General features: G+C 63.8%; 17 protein-coding genes. 14 read left to right on the top strand and 3 right to left on the bottom strand.

What is annotated here, in order from left to right; translation table 11 throughout:
- Positions 1-77: 77 nt before the first annotated feature.
- Entirely contained in the window at positions 78-497 is a 420-nt protein-coding gene (locus AC0Z42_RS14520) for a hypothetical protein (RefSeq protein WP_485469029.1), read from the bottom strand.
- 221 nt (positions 498-718) lie between these two features.
- On the opposite strand from AC0Z42_RS14520, the gene AC0Z42_RS14515 reads away from it, so the two are divergent.
- Together AC0Z42_RS14515 and AC0Z42_RS14510 are read left to right on the top strand one after the other, a co-directional pair.
- Positions 719-1,771, top strand: coding sequence for a hypothetical protein (locus tag AC0Z42_RS14515; protein ID WP_485468915.1), 1,053 nt, complete (start codon positions 719-721; stop codon positions 1,769-1,771).
- Positions 1,772-2,047: 276 nt separating this feature from the next.
- Positions 2,048-3,661 carry a methyl-accepting chemotaxis protein gene (locus AC0Z42_RS14510; protein ID WP_485468914.1) on the top strand — a complete coding sequence of 538 codons (1,614 nt, stop codon included), beginning with the start codon at positions 2,048-2,050 and terminating at the stop codon, positions 3,659-3,661.
- Here the strand turns inward: AC0Z42_RS14510 and AC0Z42_RS14505 are convergent, their stop codons facing one another.
- On the bottom strand, positions 3,662-4,612 hold the full coding sequence (locus AC0Z42_RS14505; protein ID WP_485468913.1) for a LysR family transcriptional regulator: 951 nt from the start codon (positions 4,610-4,612) through the stop codon (positions 3,662-3,664).
- 109 nt (positions 4,613-4,721) lie between these two features.
- On the opposite strand from AC0Z42_RS14505, the gene AC0Z42_RS14500 reads away from it, so the two are divergent.
- Together AC0Z42_RS14500 and AC0Z42_RS14495 are read left to right on the top strand one after the other, a co-directional pair.
- Complete coding sequence (locus AC0Z42_RS14500; protein WP_485468912.1) at positions 4,722-5,561, top strand: phytanoyl-CoA dioxygenase family protein; 840 nt, start codon at positions 4,722-4,724, stop codon at positions 5,559-5,561.
- Entirely contained in the window at positions 5,561-6,382 is an 822-nt protein-coding gene (locus AC0Z42_RS14495; RefSeq protein WP_485468911.1) for a sugar phosphate isomerase/epimerase family protein, read from the top strand. The genes AC0Z42_RS14500 and AC0Z42_RS14495 overlap by 1 nt, the downstream gene beginning before the upstream one ends.
- On the opposite strand, the gene AC0Z42_RS14490 is transcribed toward AC0Z42_RS14495, so the two are convergent.
- On the bottom strand, positions 6,367-7,287 hold the full coding sequence (locus AC0Z42_RS14490; RefSeq protein WP_485468910.1) for a LysR family transcriptional regulator: 921 nt from the start codon (positions 7,285-7,287) through the stop codon (positions 6,367-6,369). The two genes, AC0Z42_RS14495 and AC0Z42_RS14490, sit on opposite strands and share 16 nt — an antisense overlap.
- Positions 7,288-7,408: 121 nt before the next feature.
- Here AC0Z42_RS14490 and AC0Z42_RS14485 point away from each other — a divergent pair, with 121 nt between their 5' ends.
- The 10 genes from AC0Z42_RS14485 (at position 7,409) to AC0Z42_RS14440 (ending at position 21,002) form a co-directional block, all read left to right on the top strand.
- Complete coding sequence (locus AC0Z42_RS14485; protein WP_485468909.1) at positions 7,409-8,287, top strand: oxidoreductase; 879 nt, start codon at positions 7,409-7,411, stop codon at positions 8,285-8,287.
- 40 nt (positions 8,288-8,327) lie between these two features.
- Complete coding sequence (locus tag AC0Z42_RS14480; protein ID WP_485468908.1) at positions 8,328-8,780, top strand: MarR family winged helix-turn-helix transcriptional regulator; 453 nt, start codon at positions 8,328-8,330, stop codon at positions 8,778-8,780.
- Positions 8,781-8,945: 165 nt separating this feature from the next.
- Positions 8,946-11,324 carry a M1 family metallopeptidase gene (locus AC0Z42_RS14475; protein ID WP_485468907.1) on the top strand — a complete coding sequence of 793 codons (2,379 nt, stop codon included), beginning with the start codon at positions 8,946-8,948 and terminating at the stop codon, positions 11,322-11,324.
- Positions 11,321-11,806, top strand: coding sequence for a DUF6702 family protein (locus AC0Z42_RS14470; RefSeq protein ID WP_485468906.1), 486 nt, complete (start codon positions 11,321-11,323; stop codon positions 11,804-11,806). Before AC0Z42_RS14475 ends, AC0Z42_RS14470 begins: the two co-directional genes overlap by 4 nt.
- A 95-nt stretch (positions 11,807-11,901) precedes the next feature.
- Positions 11,902-12,636 carry a 2OG-Fe dioxygenase family protein gene (locus tag AC0Z42_RS14465; RefSeq protein ID WP_485468905.1) on the top strand — a complete coding sequence of 245 codons (735 nt, stop codon included), beginning with the start codon at positions 11,902-11,904 and terminating at the stop codon, positions 12,634-12,636.
- Positions 12,637-12,778: 142 nt separating this feature from the next.
- Positions 12,779-14,125 carry a hybrid sensor histidine kinase/response regulator gene (locus AC0Z42_RS14460; RefSeq protein WP_485468904.1) on the top strand — a complete coding sequence of 449 codons (1,347 nt, stop codon included), beginning with the start codon at positions 12,779-12,781 and terminating at the stop codon, positions 14,123-14,125.
- Between the two features lie 391 nt (positions 14,126-14,516).
- A complete protein-coding gene (locus tag AC0Z42_RS14455) occupies positions 14,517-15,287 on the top strand; it encodes a CerR family C-terminal domain-containing protein (protein WP_485468903.1) in 771 nt (256 codons plus the stop codon).
- Positions 15,284-16,681: an efflux transporter outer membrane subunit gene (locus AC0Z42_RS14450; RefSeq protein WP_485468902.1), complete on the top strand. Its 1,398-nt coding sequence runs from the start codon at positions 15,284-15,286 to the stop codon at positions 16,679-16,681. Before AC0Z42_RS14455 ends, AC0Z42_RS14450 begins: the two co-directional genes overlap by 4 nt.
- 31 nt (positions 16,682-16,712) lie before the next feature.
- Complete coding sequence (locus tag AC0Z42_RS14445) at positions 16,713-17,876, top strand: efflux RND transporter periplasmic adaptor subunit (RefSeq protein WP_485468901.1); 1,164 nt, start codon at positions 16,713-16,715, stop codon at positions 17,874-17,876.
- 9 nt (positions 17,877-17,885) lie between these two features.
- A complete protein-coding gene (locus tag AC0Z42_RS14440; RefSeq protein WP_485468900.1) occupies positions 17,886-21,002 on the top strand; it encodes an efflux RND transporter permease subunit in 3,117 nt (1,038 codons plus the stop codon).
- Positions 21,003-21,054: the final 52 nt, after the last annotated feature.

Here is a 21,054-nt window from a genome sequence, read left to right as displayed (position 1 = left end):
AAGGCGCGGCGCCGAAGACAGTACGCCAGTACGGCGAGGCAAACGCAACGCCGCCATGGGCTTTTTATCAACCGCCCTTAGGCTTTGACGACGTCGACCTTGGCAATAACGGTGCGCGGCACAATCTCGGTCTCCGGGCACGAGGCCATCGCGTCGGAATACTCGAGCCAGCGCTTCAGGCTGTCCATGCGGCGGATCGTGATGCCCTTGCCGTTGATATAGCCGATCTGCTCGAAATTGGTCTGGCTGGCAGTCAGTTTCGATACCGTGGGCGCGTTCTCGACCAGGCGGTCATAGGCTTTGCGCGCCTTGTGCTCCCATTTGGCCAGCACCGGATCGTCGAAGCGGTTGCTCTCGAAATAGACGGTAAGGGTGCGGTCGTGATTGGCGAAGCCGACAATGGCGGCACCCTTGCGTATCGTCATCAGGACATCTTCCTTGACGCCGGTGACGGGCACCAGCAGGGCAGCGCGGCCATCGGTATCGGGCCGTTCCATCGGGATATCTTGTCCAATCAAGCTCATCGCAGCACTCATAACATTATTCTGTTGATGTCGCACTGCCACCGTCGGCGGCAGGCTGTTTCACAAATAATACATTGCCACCAGGCACTACACAAGGTAATCAGGCGGCAGGCATGTTCTGATGGCCAATGGCAAGGCTGGCAGCCTGCGCTTTATAATGCGCAGTTCCAGCTACCCGCCCCGACGTTCCCACCATGACGCTTCCAGACAATGACACCAGCCGGTTAGACGCCATCAGCGCCGCCGCCACCGAAGTGGCCGCGCAAAACGTGGCCGACCTGCTGGCCATGGCCATCTGCCACCGGCCCGATGAACCGGCGCTGATCGTCTGCGACAAGCGCAGCTGGCTCAATGTCGTGCTGACCGACGCCTACCGGCAAGCCTTGCCGGAGGCGGCCCTGATCGATTTCGACGAGGTCACGCCCGAGGCCGTCCTGGCCGCGTTTGCCGCGCTGCCGGCCGGCAGCCTGGTGGTGCTGATCCAGTCGACCAGCTTCCGCCTGGAAGCGTTCCGCATTCGCATCGAACTGTTCAAGCGCGGCCTGAAAGTGATCGAACACGTGCATCTGTCGCGCATGCCGGGCGTGCAGGGCTTGCACTATATTGCCTCGCTGGCCTACGACCCCGCTTACTACCGTGGCGTCGGCCACGCCCTGAAGGCGCGCATCGACCGCGCCCGCCACGGCATGGTCGACAGCGGCGGCGAACAGCTGGTGTTCGCCTCGCCGTTCGAATCGGCCAAGCTCAATATCGGCGACTACAGCGGCATGAACAATATCGGCGGCCAGTTTCCGCTTGGCGAAGTATTCACCGAGGCGCAAGACCTGGAAGCGGTCAACGGCCGCGTGCGCATATTCGTGTTTGGCGATACAAAGTTCATGGTCAACCGCCCTGCTGCGCCGATCATCCTGATCATCGAAAAGGGCCGCGTGGCCGGCACCGAAAACGCCACGCCCGAGTTCCTCGACATGCTCGAGATCATCCGCGCCCACGAAGGCGAAGTGTGGGTGCGCGAACTGGGCTTCGGCATGAACCGTGCCTTTACGCGCGAACAGCTGGTCAACGATATCGGCACCTACGAGCGCATGTGCGGCATCCATTTGTCGCTGGGCGCCAAGCATGGCGTCTACACCAAGCCGCAATTCAAGCGCAAGGACGCGCGCTATCACGTTGATATCTTTGCCGTCACCGAAGCGGTCTACCTCGATGACGAGCGCGTCTACGCCGACGGTGCCTGGCAAGCCTGAGCCGGCACCGCGTCCCTTCCTGCCACGCCATTTTTCTTCCGCTTTCCCTGCCAAAAGGCAGGGAAAAGTTCTCTTCTGCGCCGATATTAAACATTAATACAACACATACGTATCAAAATGAAATTAATTACATAAAATTTTCCGCAGGGAAAATAGTTGATATATATTCTGCGCTCCGCAGTGATGACCCCACCCCCGTCAATCGAGCGCCAGCCCCCATCAGGAGCAGGCAGGCCCACTGCATCCCGAACAAACTCATCTCTGGAGTCAGCTGCAATGCGTTCTTTTCTCAATAACCTCCCCATCGGCAGGCGCTTGCTGCTGGGTTTTGCCGTCGTACTTCTGTGCTCCCTGCTGGCGATCGGCATCGGCATTGCCCGCCTGCACACGGTGGCCGAATCGACCCGGCAACTGCTGGACGAACCGCTGGCCAGCGAACGCCATATCAGCGACTGGTACCGCAATGTGTTTGCCGGCGTGCGCCGCAGCCTGGCCATTGCCAAGAGCAGTGACGGTTCGCTCAATGAATTCTTTGCTGCCGATATCGCCGAATCGACGCGCAACTCGTCGGAACTGCAAAAGCTGATCGAGCCGTCCATCAATACGCCGGAAGAACAGAAGATATGGGGCGAGCTGAGCGAACTGCGCAAGCAATACCTGTCTTCACGCGACGAAGTGCTGGCGCTGAAAAAGCAGGGCGAATCGGAAAAAGCCTCAAGCCTGGTCGACAGCAGATTTTCTCCGGTAGCAAAGAACTACGCCGAAAAGATCAAGGAACTGCTGCAATACGAACGCGACGATATCAACCGCCGCGCGCAAGAGATCCAGCAGATCTATGAAACCAGCCGCAACCTGATGCTGGCCCTGACGGTGCTGATGGTGCTGTTCGTGCTGATGTGCGCCGCGCTGCTGGCGCGCTCGATCACCGTGCCGCTTGCCAAGGCGGTGCACCTGGCGCGCCAGGTGGCCGATGGCGACCTCACTTCCACCGTCACCAGCACGGCACGCGACGAAGCGGGCCAGTTGCTGCGCGCGCTGGGCGACATGAATGGCAAGCTCTCAAGCATGGTCAGCGGCGTGCGCCAGTCCAGCGACACCATCAACACGGCCTCGCAGGAAATCGCTGCCGGCAATGCCGACCTGTCGAACCGCACCGAATCGCAGGCCAGTTCGCTGGAAGAAACCGCCAGTTCGATGGAAGAGCTGACCTCCACCGTGCGCCAGAATGCCGACAATGCGCGCCATGCCAATCAGCTGGTGATTTCGGCCAGCGGCGTGGCCGGGCGCGGCGGCAGCGTGGTCGAGCAGGTAGTGACCACCATGAACGGCATCAAGGACAGCTCGCGCAAGATCGCCGACATTATCGGCGTGATCGACGGCATCGCCTTCCAGACCAATATCCTGGCCCTGAATGCGGCCGTGGAAGCGGCGCGCGCCGGCGAACAGGGCCGCGGCTTTGCCGTGGTGGCCAACGAAGTGCGCAACCTGGCCCAGCGCAGCGCCGGTGCGGCCAAGGAAATCAAGACCCTGATCGGCGACTCCGTCAGCCAGATCGACCAGGGCGGCGCGCTGGTCGACGAGGCGGGCAAGACCATGGAAGAAATCGTCACCAGCGTGCGCCAGGTGGCCGACATCATGGCGGAAATCACGGCCGCCAGCGCCGAGCAAAGCGCCGGCATCGAACAGGTCAACATGGCCATCACGCAGATGGACCAGATGACGCAGCAGAACGCGGCGCTGGTCGAGCAATCGTCGGCGGCGGCCGAAAGCATGCAGCAGCAGGCCGGTGCGCTGGCGCAGGCGATGGCGGTGTTCAAGATGGCCGCCACGGCCGGCGCCACGCAGCGCCTGGCGCCACCGAAGGCTGCACGCAAGCGCCTGGCAGCGTAATTACAGGATGCCGGCCGCCGCCAGTTCGCGGTCCCAGCTGGGCGCCGGCTGGTACTCCAGCACCAGGAAGTCGATCAGCGCGCGCACCTTGGGCGACAGTTGCCGGCTGGCCGGGTACAGCGCGCTCAGGTAGTTCAGCGGCAGCGACCAGCCGGCCAGCACCGGCACCAGGCTGCCGTCGAGCAAGGCGCGCCAGGCCAGGAAGGTAGTGCTGTAGACGATGCCCAGGCCCTGCTTTGCGGCCTGCTGCAGCACCAGGCCGTTATTGGCCGTAAAACCGGCCTGCACGCGCACGCTCACATCTTCCAGATCCGCTCCCTGTCCCCGTTGAAAATGCCAGTTGGTGCCATCGGTCAGGTGGCTGAAATGCAGGCACTGGTGATCTAACAGATCCTGCGGCGTTTGCGGCATGCCGTGTTGCGCCAGGTAGGCCGGGCTGGCGCACAGCACGGCGCGGCACGGCGCCAGCGGGCGCATGGCCAGCGCGCTGCTGTCGGGAATGCCGCCGACGCGGATGGTCAAATCAAAGCCATGGCGTATCGGATCGAGCAGTGCGTCGTCGACAAACAGTTCGGCCCGCAGCTGCGGGTGCAGCAGGCTGAAACGGGCCACCGCGTCGGCCAGCCAGGCGCTGCCAAAGCTGGACGGCGCCTGGATGCGCAAGGGTCCGGCCAGCGGCGCGCCCGTTTGCACCACCTGCGCCACCGAACGGGCCGCTTCCTGCGCCTGGCTGACGGTGGCCATGCATGGCGCCAGATAGGCGCGGCCCGCGTCCGTCAGGCTCACTTCGCGCGTCGAGCGGTGCAGCAGGCGGGCGTTGAGCTTTTCTTCGAGTTGCATGATGGTCTTGCTGACCATCGCGCGCGACAGGCCCAGGCGCTGGCCGGCCACGGTGAAGCTGCGCTGCTGCGCCACCTCCACGAAAATTTCCATTGCTTGCAATTGATCCATGTCAAAGATTGTCTGCGTTTTGGCGACAATCTGTCAACTGATGATCGATTGTTTGGCGCCCTCGCCCAACCTACAATGGCGTCTTCCATCACCGTCCGGAGCCGCCGCCATGCTTACCTCTCAACAACAAGAACAATACCAACGCGACGGCTACCTGGTGCTGCCCGGTTTCAAGAGCGCCGATGAAATCGCCGCCCTGCGCGCGCGCGCCGAGGAGATTGTCAACCAATTCGATGCCGGCGCCAGCCAGTCGATTTTCACCACGCGCGACCAGGTCAAGAACAGCAACGATTATTTCCTCGCCTCCGACAACACCATCCGCTGCTTTTTTGAAGAAGAGGCCTTCGGCCCGGACGGCCAGCTGAAGCAGGCCAAGTCGCTGTCGATCAACAAGATCGGCCACGCCATGCACGACCTGGACCCGGTGTTCCGCGCCTTTTCCGCCGACCCGAAACTGGCGCAAGTGGCGCGCGACCTGGGACTGATGGAGGCGCAGGTATGGCAGTCGATGTATATCTTCAAGCAGCCCGGCATCGGCGGCGAAGTGCGCTGGCACCAGGACGCCACCTATTTTGAAACCACGCCGATCAGCGTGACCACCTTCTGGTTCGCGCTGGAAGACGCAACCCTGGACAACGGCTGCCTGTGGGCCGAACCGGGCGGCCACCGCGGCCCGCTGCGCGAACGCTTTATCCGCGACGGCGACGCCGTGCGCGTGGAAAAACTCGACGCCATGCCGTGGCCCGACGACAGCACCGCCGTGCCGCTGGAAGTCAAAGCCGGCGCCCTGGTCTGCTTCCACGGCCTGCTGCCGCATTACAGCGCGCCGAACCGCTCGCCCGTGTCGCGCCATGCCTACACCCTGCACGCCACCGACGGGCAAACCGAGTATGCAAAGCACAACTGGATACAGCGCGACGCATCCTTTCCGGTACGGGGTTTTGAATAATGCGGATTCAAGTCTTTGCGCCGCAATGGGGCAATAACGAGTTGCCGGCCGCCGTCTTTATCGACAAGGTGGTGGCGGCCGGTTTTGACGGCATCGAAATGTCGCTGCCGCAGGATGCGGCCCTGCGCGAGGAGTGGCGCGGGCGCATCGCCGACGCGGGACTGGCGCTGATCGCGGCGCAATGGGAAACCGTGTTCCACAGCGATTTTGCGCAGCACCGCGCCGCCCTCGGCGAGTTGCTGGAGAACGCCTGCCTGGCACGCCCGGTGCTGGTCAACACGCATACCGGCAAGGATTACTACACCCAGGCGCAAAACGCGGAACTGATCGAACTGGCAGCGGCCATTTCGCAGCAGCATGGCGTGCCCATCGTCCATGAAATCCACCGCAGCCGGTTCAGCGGCCACCCGATGCTGCTGATGCCCTACCTGGACCAGTATCCGGACCTGCCGCTGACGGCCGACCTGTCGCACTGGTGCTGCGCCTGCGAATCCTTGCTGGCGGATCAGCCTCGCACTTTGGCCCGCACCCTGCCCCAGGTGCGCCATATCCATGCGCGCGTGGGCCATGCACAGGGGCCGCAAGTGGCCGACTTCCGCGCGCCTGAAGCCAGCGATGCGCTGGCCACCCACCTGGGCTGGTGGGATGCGGTGGTGGCGCTGCGCCGCGCGGCCGGCGCCGAGCTGCTGACGTTTACGCCCGAATTCGGCCCGGCGCCTTACCTGCAAACCCTGCCGTACACGCAGCAGCCGGTGGCCGACGCATGGCAGCAGAACGTGGCGATGATGCAGCTGCTGCGCGCGCGTTATTGCGAAGCCTGAGCAAAGTTCGCCTGCACGAAATCGATAAAGGCACGCAGCGGCGCCGGCAGGTGGCGCCGGCCCGAATAGTATAAATATGGGCCAGGAAAAGGCAGCACCCACTCTTCCAGCACCGGTTGCAGCTGGCCCGCAGCGACATACGGCTGCAGCCAATCGTCAAACAGATACACCAGGCCATGGCCGGCGATGGCCATGGCGACGGCGATGTCGGCCGCCGTCGGCGTGACGATCAGCGGGCCGCCCGGCTCCATGTCGACACGCTCGCCATCACGCTCGAACTCCCACGGCGGAATCGCGCCACTGAGGAATTTTCCGCGCAGGCAGGCATGCTGCAGCAGTTCATGCGGATGCTTCGGCACGCCATGCTGCGCCAGGTACGACGGCGCGCCCGCCACCATGAAGCGCTGCGTGCGCGGACCGATCGGAATGGCGATCATGTCCTGTTCCAGCCGCTCGCCATAGCGGATGCCGGCGTCGCAGCCGCTGGCGACAATATCGACGAAATTATTATCGACCACCAGTTCCAGCACGATGTGCGGATAGGCGCGCAGGAACTGGTCGACCATCGGCTGCAGAAAAAAGCGCGCCGCGTTGACCGGCACGTTCAGGCGCAAGCTGCCGCGCGGGCTGACGCGCAGGTCGTTCAGCACATCAAGCGCACTGGTAACTTCATCGAGCGCCGGGCGCAAACGCTCCAGCAACAGCGTACCGGCAGCGGTGGGCGTCACGCTGCGCGTGGTGCGTTCCAGCAGGCGGATGCCCAGTTGCTGCTCCAGCCGGCGCAATGCCTCGCTCAGCGCCGACGCCGACTGGCCGCTGGCGCGCGCGGCCTGGCGAAAGCCGTTATGCTGCGCCACCAGGGAAAAGGCGGACAAGTCCATCATGGAGGGGCTGGCTGGATTCATGCGTGTCACTTTCATTGTGCGTATTGCTGCACAGCCTGTGCAGGATTGACCCGATTATCATACAGCGCAATCGTCGCTACCATGGCTGCTCCGGTACCCCAACCATGACACAGGAGCTCTCATGACCACCTATTCCCCCGCCAGTGACCAATTCACGCCCGCCCACAGCAGCCTGGTTTTCAATCGCCTCGGCTACGGCGCCATGCAGCTGGCCGGTCCGCACGTGTGGGGTCCGCCGAAAGACCGCGCTGCCGCCGTGGCGGTGCTGCGCGAAGCCATCGAACTGGGCATCAACCATATCGACACCTCGGACTTTTACGGCCCGCACGTCACCAATCAGATCATCCGCGAAGCGCTGCACCCTTACCGCGATGGTCTCACCATCGTCACCAAGATCGGCTTCCTGCGTGGTGACGACCAGTCCTGGCAGCCCGCCGCCGCGCCGCAACAGTTGCGCGACGCCGTGCGCGACAACTTGCGCAACCTGGGCCTCGATGTGCTCGACGTGGTCAACCTGCGCGCACCCGGCATTGCCGGCCCGGATGGCTCGTCGCTTGCCGAATCGCTGGCGACCCTGGTGCAGCTGCAGCAGGAAGGGCTGGTGCGCCATATCGGCCTGTCCAATGTCGATGCGGCGCAAGTGGCCGAAGCGCAGGCAATCACGCCGATTGTCTGCGTGCAGAACCAGTACAACCTGGCGCACCGGGTCGACGACGCGCTGATCGACACCCTGGCCGCGCAAGGCATCGCCTATGTGCCCTTCTTCCCGCTCGGTGGTTTTTCGCCGCTGCAGTCAGATGCCCTGAGCCAGGTGGCGGCCAGCATGCAGGCGACACCGCTGCAAGTGGCGCTGGCCTGGCTGCTGCAGCGCGCGCCGAACATGCTGGTGATCCCCGGCACCTCGTCGGTGGCGCATTTGCGCGAGAATGTGGCGGCTGGCGCCTTGACGCTTGATGCTGCGGCATTGGCTGCGCTGGAGTCGATCGCAGGCCGCTCGTAACTCGCTTGCAAGTAAGTAGCGCACTATATATACTGTGCAGATGGATACCAACAACCCTCTGCACCAGGTGCCACGCCTGGACAGCCAGCTGTGCTTTGCGCTGTACTCGACCTCGCTTGCGATGAACAAGCTGTACCGCAAGCTTTTGCGCAAGCTGGGCCTGACCTATTCGCAATACCTGGTAATGATGGTGCTGTGGGAACGCGACGGGCTGAGCGTGTCCGAGGTGGGCGAGCGCCTGTTCCTCGACTCGGCCACCCTGACGCCCCTGCTCAAGCGCATGGAGCAGGCAGGCCTGCTGAACCGCGCGCGCGCCGCCAGCGACGAGCGGCAAGTCCTCATTACGCTGACGCCAGCGGGCAGCGAACTGCGCCAGCAGGCGGCGCTGCTGCCGGAAGCGATACTGACGGCCAGCCAGTGCAGCGTGGCGCAAGTTGTAGATATGAAACAACAGCTGGACCAGCTGCGTGCCAGCCTGATGAAAAGTGAGTAAATCAGCGCTTTTCCCGAGCAAAATAAGGTGAATCCTGGCGTGTACCGCGCCAGGCAAAAGCTGGCGCAAAATCCGCCTTTCTTTATTACAAATCGATACAAGCCAGACCCTCCCCTGCGTTTAGAATAGTCCCCACTATTTCTTTACAACAATATCAGGGTGAACATGCGCATTCTTTCCGGCTCTGCGGCCTGCCTGGCTCTTTGCTTTACCGTTTCCGCCTTTGCCGCCGAGCCCTTCGACGACAAATTCCGCCAGCTGGAAGAATTGCTGCCTACCCCGAACACCTACCGCACCGCCTCCGGCGCGCCCGGCCACGCCTACTGGCAGCAGCGCGCCGACTATACGATCCGCGCCACGCTCGACGAAGCGAAACGCGAAATCACCGGCAGCGGCACCGTCACCTATCACAACAAGTCGCCAGATACCCTCGGCTACCTGTGGGTGCAGCTGGACCAGAATATCTACAAGCCGGACTCCGACGCGCGCCGCATGGCCACCGCGCCGTCGCGCCAGGCCTGGGCCAAGACGGCCGGCGAAGACACCATGAAATTCGAAGGCCTGCGCGGCATCCTGGCGCGCGGCGACTTCCAGGGCGGCTTCAATATCCGCGCATTGAAAGGGGCCGACGGCCAGCCTTTGAAGCATGTTATCAACCGCACCATGATGCGCATCGACCTGCCGCAGCCCTTGAAACCGGGCCAGGATTTCGTGTTCCAGATCGAGTGGGACTACCGCATCAACGAGCAGAAGGTGCTGGGCGGGCGCGCCGGCTACGAGTATTTTGCCGAAGACAAGAACGCCCTGTTCGAGGTCGCCCAGTGGTTCCCGCGCATGGTCGCCTATTACGACGCGGCCGGCTGGCAGCACAAGCAGTTCTTGGGATCGGGCGAATTCACGCTGGAATTCGGCGACTACGACGTGCAGCTGACGGTACCGGCCGACCATGTGGTGGCCTCCACGGGCGAGCTGCAAAATCCGCAAGATGTTCTCACGCCGGCCCAGCGCGAGCGCCTGGAAAAAGCCCGCAGCAGCGACAAGCCGGTGATCATCGTCACGCAGAAGGAAGCCGAAGCGGCCGAAAAATCGGTCAGCCGCGCGCAGAAAACCTGGCACTTCAAGGCCGCCAATGTGCGCGACTTTGCGTGGGCGTCAAGCCGAAAGTTCATCTGGGATGCGCAGGGCTACAAGCAGGGCGGCAGCGACGTGATGGCCATGTCCTACTATCCGAAGGAAGGCAATCCGCTGTGGGAAAAATACAGCACCCAAGCAATCGTCCACACCATCGAACAGTACAACAAGTACAGCATCGACTACCCGTACCCGACCGCCATTTCCGTCAACGGCCCGGTGGGCGGCATGGAATACCCGATGATCTCGTTCAACGGCCCGCGCCCGGTGAAGGACAAGAAAACCGGTGAGCTGACCTATTCGAAGCGCACCAAATATGGCCTGATCGGCGTGATTATCCATGAAGTGGGCCACAACTACTACCCGATGATCATCAACTCGGACGAGCGCCAGTGGACCTGGATGGACGAGGGCCTGAACACCTTCGTGCAGTATTTGGCGCAGCAGGCATGGGAAGAAAATTATCCGGCCTCGCGTGGCGAGCCGCGCGAGATCGTCGACTACATGCGTAGCCGCGACCAGGTACCGATCATGACCAATTCCGAATCCTTGCTGCAATTCGGCAACAACGCCTACGCGAAGCCGGCGGCCGGCCTGAACATCCTGCGCGAAACCATTTTGGGCCGCGAGCTGTTCGACTACGCCTTCAAGGAATATGCGCAGCGCTGGAAGTTCAAGCGCCCCACGCCGGCGGACTTTTTCCGCACCATGGAGGATGCCTCGGGCACCGACCTGGACTGGTTCTGGCGCGGCTGGTTCTACACCACCGATGCGGTCGACATCAGCATCGACGACATCAGCGAATATGGCGTGAGTTCGAAAAACCCGGAAACCGAAAAAGCCTGGAAAAAGACACAGAAAGCAGCGCAGCCCGAATCGGTTACCGACCGCGCCAACAAGGGCATGCCGCGCCGTGTCGACGCGCATCCGGAGCTGAAGGATTTCTATAACCAGCACGACGACTACACCGTCACCAACAAGGACCGCAACACCTACGCCGAAGCGCTGGCCAGCCTGGAGCCATGGGAAAAAGAGCTGCTGAAACAGGGCAAGCATCTGTACCTGGTCGACTTGTCAAACCTGGGCGGCATGGTGATGCCCTTGATCCTGGAAATCGAACTGAAAAGCGGCAAGAAATACATCGAGCGCGTGCCGGCCGAAGTGTGGCGCTACTCGCCGAAGAAAATCACCAAGGTGCTGATCACGGACGAGCCGATGGTGGGCCTGGTGCAGGACCCGTACTGGGAAACGGCCGACATCGACACCAGCAACAACAGCTGGCCGCGCAAGCTGACGCCGTCGCGCCTGGAACTGTTCAAGAGCGAGAAGTCGCCCAAGGAAAACCTGATGCGCGACTTTAATACGCCGCTCAAAGGCAAGGGAGCAGCAGGCGACAAGGACAGCGAGTCGTGATCAAGGCTGGCCTGCTGGCCCTGACCTTCGCCCTGGCCAGCAGCGTGGCCGGCGCCCATAACTACCATATGGGCATCGCCGACATCAGCTACAACGCGGCCAGCGGCAGCACGGAGATCGTCCATACCTACACCGGCCACGACGTCGAGGCGTTGCTGACCCAGGTCTACCAGCGCCAGTTCGACCTGGGCCAGAAAGACAGCGAAGCGGCGCTGCGCCGCTACGTGGAAAAGCAGTTTTATATCGTCGGCGCCAACGGCAAGCGCCTGCGCCTGGACTGGGTCGGCATCAAGGTCAATGCCGACAATGTGGTGATCTTCCAGGAGATCCCCCGCACCCGCCTGGCACCCGGCGCACGCATCCACAACCAGCTACTGAGCGATTTTTTGCCCAGCCAGCGCAATACGCTCAATGTGCAGGATGGCGAAAAGATCCAGACGCTGTTCTTTGACCAGAAAAACGTGGAATTGCCGGTCAGGTAAAGCATTTGCAAGCCCGCCGGCACACGATTGTCATCCAGGTATTAGAATGCCTGCCTGGACAACCTGATAGCGGCCGCCCCGCGGCCGGCACCGACATGAGCACTGCCGCACCGATCTTCAACGACCCGTCCCACCTTGCCAGCGCACTGCGCGACGATGGCTATGCCGTGCTTCGCCCGCAGGATGTGGCGGCCCTGGCCGGCTGCACCCTGCCGGACCTGCGCGCGCTGGAACCGAGCTGGGATGACCTGGCGCTCGACAACTACCTGAAGGATGGCGGGCGCTACCGCCGCCGGCGCCACTCCTGCTTCATGCAGGACGGCGCCGCGCTGACGCAAACGCCGCACCGCGCGCACTGGCAGCCGGTCGAGTACAACGCCCTGCACGGCGGCATGCATCGGCTGTTCGAACCGGTCGAGCCGGCCGTCGTGGCGCAGGCGGCCTGGCGCCAGTTGATCGTCGCCCTCGGCGACATTTGCTCGCAAGTGAAGGGCGCGCAGCCGTGGTTCATCGAGGCGCACCAGTTCCGCATCGACACCACCGACGGCATCGGGCGCCCTACGCCGGAAGGCGCGCACCGCGACGGCGTCGATTTCGTCGCCGTGCTGCTGGTGGGCCGCGAGTCGATCAAGGGCGGCGAGACGCGCATTTTCGAAGCGATTGGTCCCAACGGCAAGCGCTTTACCCTGACCGAGCCATGGTCGCTGCTGCTGCTCGACGACGCCGCCGTCATCCACGAATCGACGCCGATCCAGCCGATAGGCGCGGCCGGCCATCGCGACACGCTGGTGCTGACCTACCGCGCAGGCCAGTTCCAGGGCGAAAACTGAGCGGCCGCCGCCTGCTGCAAGACGTCCGAAATAGTTACCTTGAAGTTACTTTTGAGCGCTTAAATCCGATATAGTCACAGTATGTCTATACTGGGCGCCGACCGCGCCTGGCATTCAAATACACTGAAGCGAGGAGAGGTCCGTGGACTCCAACAACCAGATCAAACCCGACGAAATCGAAATCCTGATCGTCGAAGACAGCCCGACCCAAGCCGAGCGATTACGCCGCCTGATCCAGTCGCTGCATTACAACGCGCGCGTGGCCGCCAATGGCCAGCTGGCCCTGGCCGCCATCCGCGAGCGCAAGCCGCACCTGGTGCTGTCCGATATCGTCATGCCGGAAATGAACGGCTACGACCTGTGCCGCGCCATCAAGGCTGATCCGACCCTGCGCGATATCCCTGTGATCCTGGTTACCTCGCTCAACGACCCGAAGGACATCATCCGCGGCATCGAGTGCGGCGCCGACAACTTCATCCGCAAGCCGTATGCGGAAGACTATCTGCTCAACCGCATCAGCCACATGCTGATGAACCAGAAGCTGCGCAAGAACCAGAACGTTGAAATCGGCATTGCACTGTACCTGGGCGACCAGAAACATTTCATCAATGCCGAGCGCCAGCAGATCCTCGACCTGCTGATCTCGACCTATGAACAGGCAGTGCAGGTCAATGGCGAGCTGCAGGCGCGCGAGCGCCAGGTGATCGAGCTGAACATGCGCCTGGCCCACCATGCGGCCGAGCTGGAAACGACCAACCGCGAAATCGCCCTGAAGAACCTGGAGCTGGCCGAAGCGAGCCGCATGAAGTCGGCCTTTATCGCCAATATGTCGCACGAACTGCGCACGCCCCTGAACGCCATCATCGGTTTTACCGGCGCCCTGCTGATGAAGCTGCCCGGCCCGCTGACGGCCGACCAGGACAAGCAGCTGACCACCATCCGCGCCAGCGCGCGCCATCTGCTGTCCCTGATCAACGACATCCTCGACGTGGCCAAGATCGAAGCGGGCAAACTCACCCTGTCGATCGAGCCCGTGGCGTGCCACCAGCTGATCGCCGAAGTGGCCGAAACCCTGCGTCCGCTGGCCCAGCAAAAGGGGCTGGTGCTGGAAGTGGACGCCGGCGAGCAACCGGTGGTGATCGACACCGACCGCCGCGCGCTGACGCAAATCCTGATCAACCTGCTCAACAACGCCATCAAGTTCACCGACCAGGGCAGCGTGCGCATCAGCCTGGCGCAACGCGAGGAAGACGGCGCGCGCGTCACCGAAATGAGCATTACCGACAGCGGCGCCGGCATCAAGCAAGAAGACCAGGCCAGGCTGTTCCAGGCCTTCTCCCAGCTCGACTCGACCTCCACGCGCCACGTGGAAGGCGCGGGCCTGGGCCTGTACCTGTGCCAGAACCTGGCCAATGCCATCGGCGGCGCCCTGTTTTTCAACAGCGACTACGGACAAGGCAGTACCTTCACGCTGGCGCTGCGCAGCTGAGGGCAGCGCTATGTGCGGCGCAATACAAGCGTTTCGATAACATGGTCGAATCGTCACCGTAGTTCTACGGTATTGCACTGCACCATTTTTAGCGCTATAGTGTACTTGTCTCCTCCAAGTCGTTCTCCGAACATTTGGATTTAGCCCGCGATTCAACTCGCGGGCTTTTTTTTGTCCATTGGCCATCGAACCAAACCTACTGCGCGTCGCGCTTTGCGGCCGGCGATGCTCACCGTACTTGAGTACGGCTGCGCTTCTCGGCCACAAATCACTGCCGCTCGCTACGGTTTTGTTCGACGTCGTGACGCCAACAAATTGTTCTCTCTGCTCATAGTTAAATCAAACGATTAAGTTATATCATTTGTTTTAGTTATGTGATTTAATTCCCGGCATGAGAAAACCTTCACCACCGCCAATGCCGCAAACCACGGCCAAGGACGAGCCGGCGTGCCAGCCTGGCTGGCGCAATCTGTTCGGCCACTGCGTGGCGCGCAAGCCGCGCTCCGATGGCGAACAGTCGCGCGAGCGGCTGCTGCGCAGCGCCATCCGCCTGTTTGCCGAACAAGGCTATGCCCGCACTTCCACGCGCGAACTGGCGCAGGCGGCCGGCGCCAACGCCGCTGCCATCAGCTATTATTTCGGCGACAAGGCGGGCCTGTACCGCGCCGCCTTTGCCGAGCAATCGAGCGACCCGCACACCAATATCGCCCTGTTCGACCAGCCCCACTTCACCTTGCGCCAGAGCCTGCAGGGCTTTTATGCGCAAATGCTCGCGCCGATGCAGCAGGGCGAACTGGCGCGCGACGCCATGCGCCTGTGGTGCCGCGAAATGCTCGAACCCACGGGCCTGTGGGCGCGCGAGATCGACCAGAATATCCGCCCCGAGCACGAGGCGTTTGCGCGCGTGCTGGCGCGCCACCTGGGCGCCGATGCCGACAGCGACGACATGCACCGGCTGGCATTTTCGATCGCCTCGCTGGCGCTGCAGCACATGGTCGGCGCCGACGTGATCCAGGTGCTGCGCCCGCAGCTGATGGCCACGCCGCAGGCCGCCGAGACCTGGCTGGGGCGCATGGTCGACTATGGGCTGGCCATGGCCGAAGTTGAACGCGCACGATTGCACTCCATTTCAACCATTGATACCGCAAAAGGACCAGCATGAGGAAGTCTGAATACGCCCTGGCAGCCAGCATGCTGCTGGCGCTGGCAGGTTGCGCCGTGCAGGGGCCGCCCGCCTCGGTGGCGGCGAGCGCCCCCGCCAACTGGCATGCCCCGCTGCCGCACAACGGCAATATGGTCGACCTGGCCAACTGGTGGCAACAGCAGGGCGACCCGCTGCTGGTCGAACTGATCACCGATGCGCAGCAGGTCAGCCCGACGATTGCCACCGCCCGCACGCGCATCGTGCAGTCGCGCGCGGACCGCGTCGCCAGCGGCGCGGCGCTCGGCCCCGTGCTGGACGCCACCGGCAGCGTGGTGCGCACCAGCCAGCAATCAAGCCAGCCTGGCGGCACCACCTCGCAGGCGGCGCTGCAGGCGTCGTGGGAAATCGACGTGTTCGGCGCCAACCGCGCCACGCGCGACGCCGCGCAAGAGCGGCTGGACAGCGCGCAAGCCGGCTGGCACGACGCGCGCGTATCGGTCGCCGCCGAAGTGGCGAACCAGTACTACAGCTTGCGCGCCTGCCGTGCACTGCAAAGCGTGGCCGAACAGGACGCCGCCTCGCGCAGCGACTCGGCGCGCCTGACGCAATTGAGCGCCGACGCCGGCTTCCAGCCACCGGCCAGCGCCGCACTGGCGCGCGCCAGCGCCGCCGAAGGCGCCAGCCGCGCCATCGAACAGCGGGCAGTCTGCGATATTGGCGTGCAGGCGCTGGTGGCCCTGTCGGCCATGCCGGAAGAAACACTGCGGACAAAACTGGCCGCCAGCGCGCTGGTCACGCCGGCCCCGGTGGCGATCGCCGCCCTGCCGGCGCAGACCCTGGCCCAGCGGCCCGACATCTTCAGCGCCGAGCGCGAAGTGGCGGCCGCCAGCTTTGAAGTGAGCGGCGCAAAAGCCCAGCGCTACCCCCGTTTGAGCCTGGCCGGTTCCATCGGCAAAGGCAATATCCGCGCCGGCGGCGAGAGCATCACCGGCAGCACCTGGAGCATCGGCCCGCTGGCCGTCAGCCTGCCGATCTTCGACGGCGGGCGCCGCCGCGCCCAGGTCGACGCGGCCGTGGCCCGCTATGACGAAGCGGTGGTCAAGTACCGCGCCGGCGTGCGCCAGGCCGTGCGCGAAGTGGAAGAAGCGCTGCTGAACCTGCAAAGCACGGACGCGCGCAGCAGCCATGCGCAGACGGCATTGGAAGGCTACCGCGTGTCGTTTGTCGCCACCGAAGACCGCTACAAAAATGGCCTGGCCAGCCTGATCGAACTGGAGGATGCGCGCCGCACGCGCCTGGCCGCCGAAAACACCGTAGTCAATCTGCAGCGCGACCGCAGCAGCGCCTGGGTGGCGCTGTACCGCGCAGCCGGCGGCGGCTGGAACGCCAGCCAGGCCGCAACGGCTCCCTGATTTCCGCCCTCCCCTCACGACGGACAAGAACATGAAAAAAATGACACTCAAACCTATCACCATGGCCATCGCGGCCGCTTGCGTGCTGGCCGGCGCCGGCGTGGCGCTGTCGCTATATTCGCCCGCCTCCACCGCCGCCGATGAAAAAAACGCCGTGCAAAAGCCGGCCCTGACCGTCACCACCGCCAGGCCGCAGACATCCAGACTGCCGATCAAGCTGTCCGCCAACGGCAACGTGGCCGCCTGGCAGGAAGCCATTATCGGCAGCGAATCGAACGGCCTGCGCCTGACCGACGTGCGCGTCAACGTGGGCGACGTGGTGCGCGCCGGGCAGGTGCTGGCGGTGTTCTCCAGCGACACCGTCAACGCCGACGTGGCGCAAACCAGGGCGGCAGTACTGGAAGCGGAAGCGAATGCGGCCGAAGCGTCGGCCAACGCGGCGCGCGCCCGCTCGCTGCAAACCACCGGCGCCATCAGCGCCCAGCAGATCAGCCAGTACCTGACGGCCGAACAGACGGCGAACGCCCGCATTGCGTCGGCCAAGGCGCAGCTGGCGGCGCAGCACCTGCGCCTGAAATACACGCAGGTGGTGGCACCCGACAGCGGCGTGATCTCGTCGCGCTCGGCCACCGTCGGTTCGGTGGTGGCTGCCGGCACGGAACTGTTCCGCATGATCCGCCAGGGCCGCCTGGAGTGGCGCGCCGAAGTGACGGCGGCCGAACTGCTCAATCTGAAACCGGGCACCCTGGCCGAAGTGAAGGCCGCCAACGGCAGCGTATTGACCGGCAAGGTGCGCATGATCGCGCCCACGGTCGACCCGCAAACGCGCTCGGCGCTGGTCTATGTTGACCTGCCGGCGACCGCCGCCGGCAATGCGCCGTTCAAGGCCGGCATGTATGCCAGCGGCGCGTTTGAACTGGGCACCTCGGGCGCGCTGACCGTGCCGCAACAGGCAATTGCCGTGCGCGATGGCTTCAGCTATGTGTTCCGTCTGAACCGCGACCAGCGCGTCAGCCAGATCAAGATACAGCCAGGGCGGCGCCTGGCGGACAGCATCGAGATCGTCTCGGGCATCACGGCCGATACCACGATTGTGGTCAATGGCGCCGGCTTCCTCAATGACGGCGATTTGGTCAAGAATGTGGCCATCCCGGTGGCAACCCCGGTCGCCGCGACCACGCCGGCCAGGAAATAAGGAAGAATCATGAATTTCTCCTCCTTGTCGATCAAGAGCCCGATCCCGGCCATCATGCTGTTCGCGCTGCTGACCCTGGCCGGGCTGCTGGCGTACAAAGCCAATCCGGTGCAGGACTTCCCGGACATCGAACTGCCCATCGTCACCGTCAGCGCCTCGCTGCCGGGCGCCGCGCCGGCCCAGCTGGAAACCGAGGTGGCGCGCAAGATCGAAGACTCGGTCGCCACCTTGCAAGGCGTGAAAAACATCTATACCAAGGTGCTTGACGGCGTGGCCACCGTCACCGTCGAATTCGTGCTGGAAAAGCAGATCGCCGAAGCCGTCAACGACGTGCGCGATGCGGTGGCACGCGTCAAGGCCGACATGCCGGCCGAATTGCGCGATCCGACCGTCACCAAAGCCTCCACCGCTGGCCGGGTGGTGCTCACTTTTATCGCCTCGCCCAAGGCCGGCGTCGACAATCCGCTCGACGCGCCCGACCTGTCCTGGTATGTCGACAATACGGTTGCCAAGCGCTTGCTGACGGTGCCGGGAGTGGGCGCCGTCACGCGCCTGGGCGGCGTGTACCGTGAAATCCAGGTGGAACTCGACGACGCCCGCATGGCGGCCCTGAAAGTGTCCGCGCTCGACGTGTCGCGCCAGCTGCGCCTGGTGCAGCGCGAAGCGCCGGGCGGCCGTGGCGACGTCAGCGGCGCCGAACAGTCGGTGCGTACCATCGCTACCGTGAAAACGGCCGAAGAACTCTCGCGCGTGGATATTCCGCTGCCGGACGGACGCCATGTGCGCCTAGACCAGGTGGCCAATGTGCGCGACACCATCGCCGAACCGCGCGCGCTGGCCGAGCAGGACGGCAAGACCGTGGTGGCGTTTGAAGTATTCCGCACCAAGGGCGCCAGCGAAGTGGCGGTGGCCAATGGCGCGCGCGCCGCGGTAGCGGACCTGCAGAAGGAAAATCCCAGCATCGTGATCCAGCAGTCGATCGACAACGCCTTCCCGGTCGAGGAAAACTTCGACGGCTCGATGGAGCTGCTGTACGAAGGCGCCTTGCTGGCCGTGCTGGTGGTGTGGTGGTTCCTGCGCGACTGGCGCGCCACCCTGGTGGCCGCCGCCGCCCTGCCGCTGTCGGTGATGCCGGCTTTCCTGGGCATTTACTGGTTCGGCTATACGCTCAATACGGTGACCCTGCTGTCGCTGGCGCTGGTGGTCGGCGTGCTGGTCGACGACGCCATCGTGGAAATCGAAAACATCTCGCGCCATCTGCGCATGGGCAAGTCGCCGATGGAAGCGGCAATGGAAGCGGCCGATGAAATCGGCATGGCAGTAATCGCCACCACCTTTGCGCTGGTGGCGGTGTTTTTGCCGACCGCCTTCATGAGCGGCATTCCCGGCCTGTTCTTCAAGCAGTTCGGCTGGACTGCCGTGCTGGCGGTGCTGGCGTCCCTGGTGGTGGCACGCCTGCTGACGCCGATGATGGCGGCTTATATTTTGAAGCCGCTGGCGCACAAGGAAGAACAGGACGGCTGGCTGATGACGCGCTACCTGGCCACCATGCGCTGGTGTCTGAATCATCGCGGCATCACGGCGCTCGCCTCGCTGGTGTTCTTTGTCTGCTCGATCATGCTGGTGCCGCTGCTGCCGACCGGCTTTGTGCCGGCCGCCGACCGCGCGCAGACGCAGATCAACCTGGAACTGCCGCCCGGCTCCACCCTGGCCGAAACGCGTGCCGTGGCGGCGCAGGCGCGCAGCGCAGCCATGCAGGTGCCCGGCATCAAGGGCGTGTTCAGCTCGATCGGTGGCGGCTCCAGCGGCGACGCGTTCGCGCCGGGCGCGGCCGCCGAAGCGCGCCGCGCCGTGCTGACCTTGACCACCGTGCACCGCACCGACCGCAAGGAATCGATGGCGGGGCTGGAGTCGCAATTGCGCAGCAAGCTCGATGGCATCCCCGGCGCGCGCTTTACGGTCGGCCCGCCCGACACCGGCGTCAAGATGCAGCTGGTGCTGCGTTCGGAAGACCCGGTGGCGCTGATGGCGGCCGCGCAAAAGGTCGAGCGCGAACTGCGCGGCCTGCACGGCATCGGCAACGTCAATTCCAGCGCCTCGCTGGTGCGCCCTGAAATCATCGTGCGGCCCGACTTTGCCAAGGCAGCCGACCTGGGCGTGACGGCGGCGTCTATCGGCGAAACCGTACGCGTGGCCACGGCCGGCGATTACGACACCGACCTGACGAAAATGAACCTGCCCGAACGCCAGGTGCCGATCCGCGTGAAACTGCCCAACAGCGTGCGCGCCGACCTGGCCGCCATCGAGCGCCTGACCGTACCTGGCAAGAATGGCCCGGTGCGCCTGGCCAATGTAGCGACCGTCACCATGGAAAGCGGCCCGGCGCAGATCGACCGCCTGAACCGCAGCCGCAACGTGACCCTGGACGTGGAACTCGGTTCACGCACCCTCGGTGAACTCAACGAGGAAGCGCGCGCGCTGCCGTCGATGAAGAACCTGCCCGCTTCCGTCAAAATCGCCGAACTGGGCGATGCACAGGAAATGGCATCGCTGTTTGCCAGCTTTGGCCTGGCCATGCTGATCGGCGTGCTGTGCATCTACTGCGTGCTGGTGCTGCTGTTCAAGGACTTCATGCAGCCGGTAACGATCCTGGCGGCGCTGCCGCTGTCGATCGGTGGCGCCTTTGTCGCGCTGCTCATTACCGGCAGCGCGCTGTCGATGCCGTCGATGATCGGCCTGATCATGCTGATGGGGATCGTTACCAAGAACTCGATCCTGCTGGTCGACTACGCGATCCTGGCGCGCGAAGCGGGCATGGACCGTTTCGACGCGCTGGTCGACGCCTGCCACAAGCGTAGCCGGCCGATCCTGATGACGACGATTGCGATGGGCGCCGGCATGATGCCGCTGGCGCTGGGCTGGGGCGCCGATCCCAGCTTCCGCTCGCCGATGGCGATCACGGTAATCGGTGGCCTGATCACCTCGACGCTTTTGAGCCTGCTGGTAGTGCCGGCCGTATTCACCTATATCGACGACCTGGAACATTTGCTCAAGCGTGTCCGCGACAAGCTGCGCCGCCACCCGGCGCCGTCGATTGAAGGCAAGGTGGCGCTCGACAAGCATTAAGGCAGCAACACTGCAAGTCAAGAAAAGCGATGGTCAGGCGGCGAGCCTGCGC

This window comes from Janthinobacterium sp. 1L-D-8-B-C4 (assembly GCF_057291295.1).
The sequence above is the reverse complement of the archived record's forward strand: the minus strand, read 5'-3'. Positions and strand labels throughout refer to the sequence as shown.

Bases quoted from the DNA above. Each gene is read 5' to 3' on its own strand.
- AC0Z42_RS14520 (WP_485469029.1), bottom strand. From the start codon at position 497: ATGGAACGGCCCGATACCGATGGCCGCGCTGCCCTGCTGGTGCCCGTC.
- AC0Z42_RS14515 (WP_485468915.1), top strand. From the start codon at position 719: ATGACGCTTCCAGACAATGACACCAGCCGGTTAGACGCCATCAGCGCC.
- AC0Z42_RS14510 (WP_485468914.1), top strand. From the start codon at position 2,048: ATGCGTTCTTTTCTCAATAACCTCCCCATCGGCAGGCGCTTGCTGCTG.
- AC0Z42_RS14505 (WP_485468913.1), bottom strand. From the start codon at position 4,612: ATGGATCAATTGCAAGCAATGGAAATTTTCGTGGAGGTGGCGCAGCAG.
- AC0Z42_RS14500 (WP_485468912.1), top strand. From the start codon at position 4,722: ATGCTTACCTCTCAACAACAAGAACAATACCAACGCGACGGCTACCTG.
- AC0Z42_RS14495 (WP_485468911.1), top strand. From the start codon at position 5,561: ATGCGGATTCAAGTCTTTGCGCCGCAATGGGGCAATAACGAGTTGCCG.
- AC0Z42_RS14490 (WP_485468910.1), bottom strand. From the start codon at position 7,287: ATGAATCCAGCCAGCCCCTCCATGATGGACTTGTCCGCCTTTTCCCTG.
- AC0Z42_RS14485 (WP_485468909.1), top strand. From the start codon at position 7,409: ATGACCACCTATTCCCCCGCCAGTGACCAATTCACGCCCGCCCACAGC.
- AC0Z42_RS14480 (WP_485468908.1), top strand. From the start codon at position 8,328: ATGGATACCAACAACCCTCTGCACCAGGTGCCACGCCTGGACAGCCAG.
- AC0Z42_RS14475 (WP_485468907.1), top strand. From the start codon at position 8,946: ATGCGCATTCTTTCCGGCTCTGCGGCCTGCCTGGCTCTTTGCTTTACC.
- AC0Z42_RS14465 (WP_485468905.1), top strand. From the start codon at position 11,902: ATGAGCACTGCCGCACCGATCTTCAACGACCCGTCCCACCTTGCCAGC.
- AC0Z42_RS14455 (WP_485468903.1), top strand. From the start codon at position 14,517: ATGAGAAAACCTTCACCACCGCCAATGCCGCAAACCACGGCCAAGGAC.
- AC0Z42_RS14450 (WP_485468902.1), top strand. From the start codon at position 15,284: ATGAGGAAGTCTGAATACGCCCTGGCAGCCAGCATGCTGCTGGCGCTG.
- AC0Z42_RS14445 (WP_485468901.1), top strand. From the start codon at position 16,713: ATGAAAAAAATGACACTCAAACCTATCACCATGGCCATCGCGGCCGCT.
- AC0Z42_RS14440 (WP_485468900.1), top strand. From the start codon at position 17,886: ATGAATTTCTCCTCCTTGTCGATCAAGAGCCCGATCCCGGCCATCATG.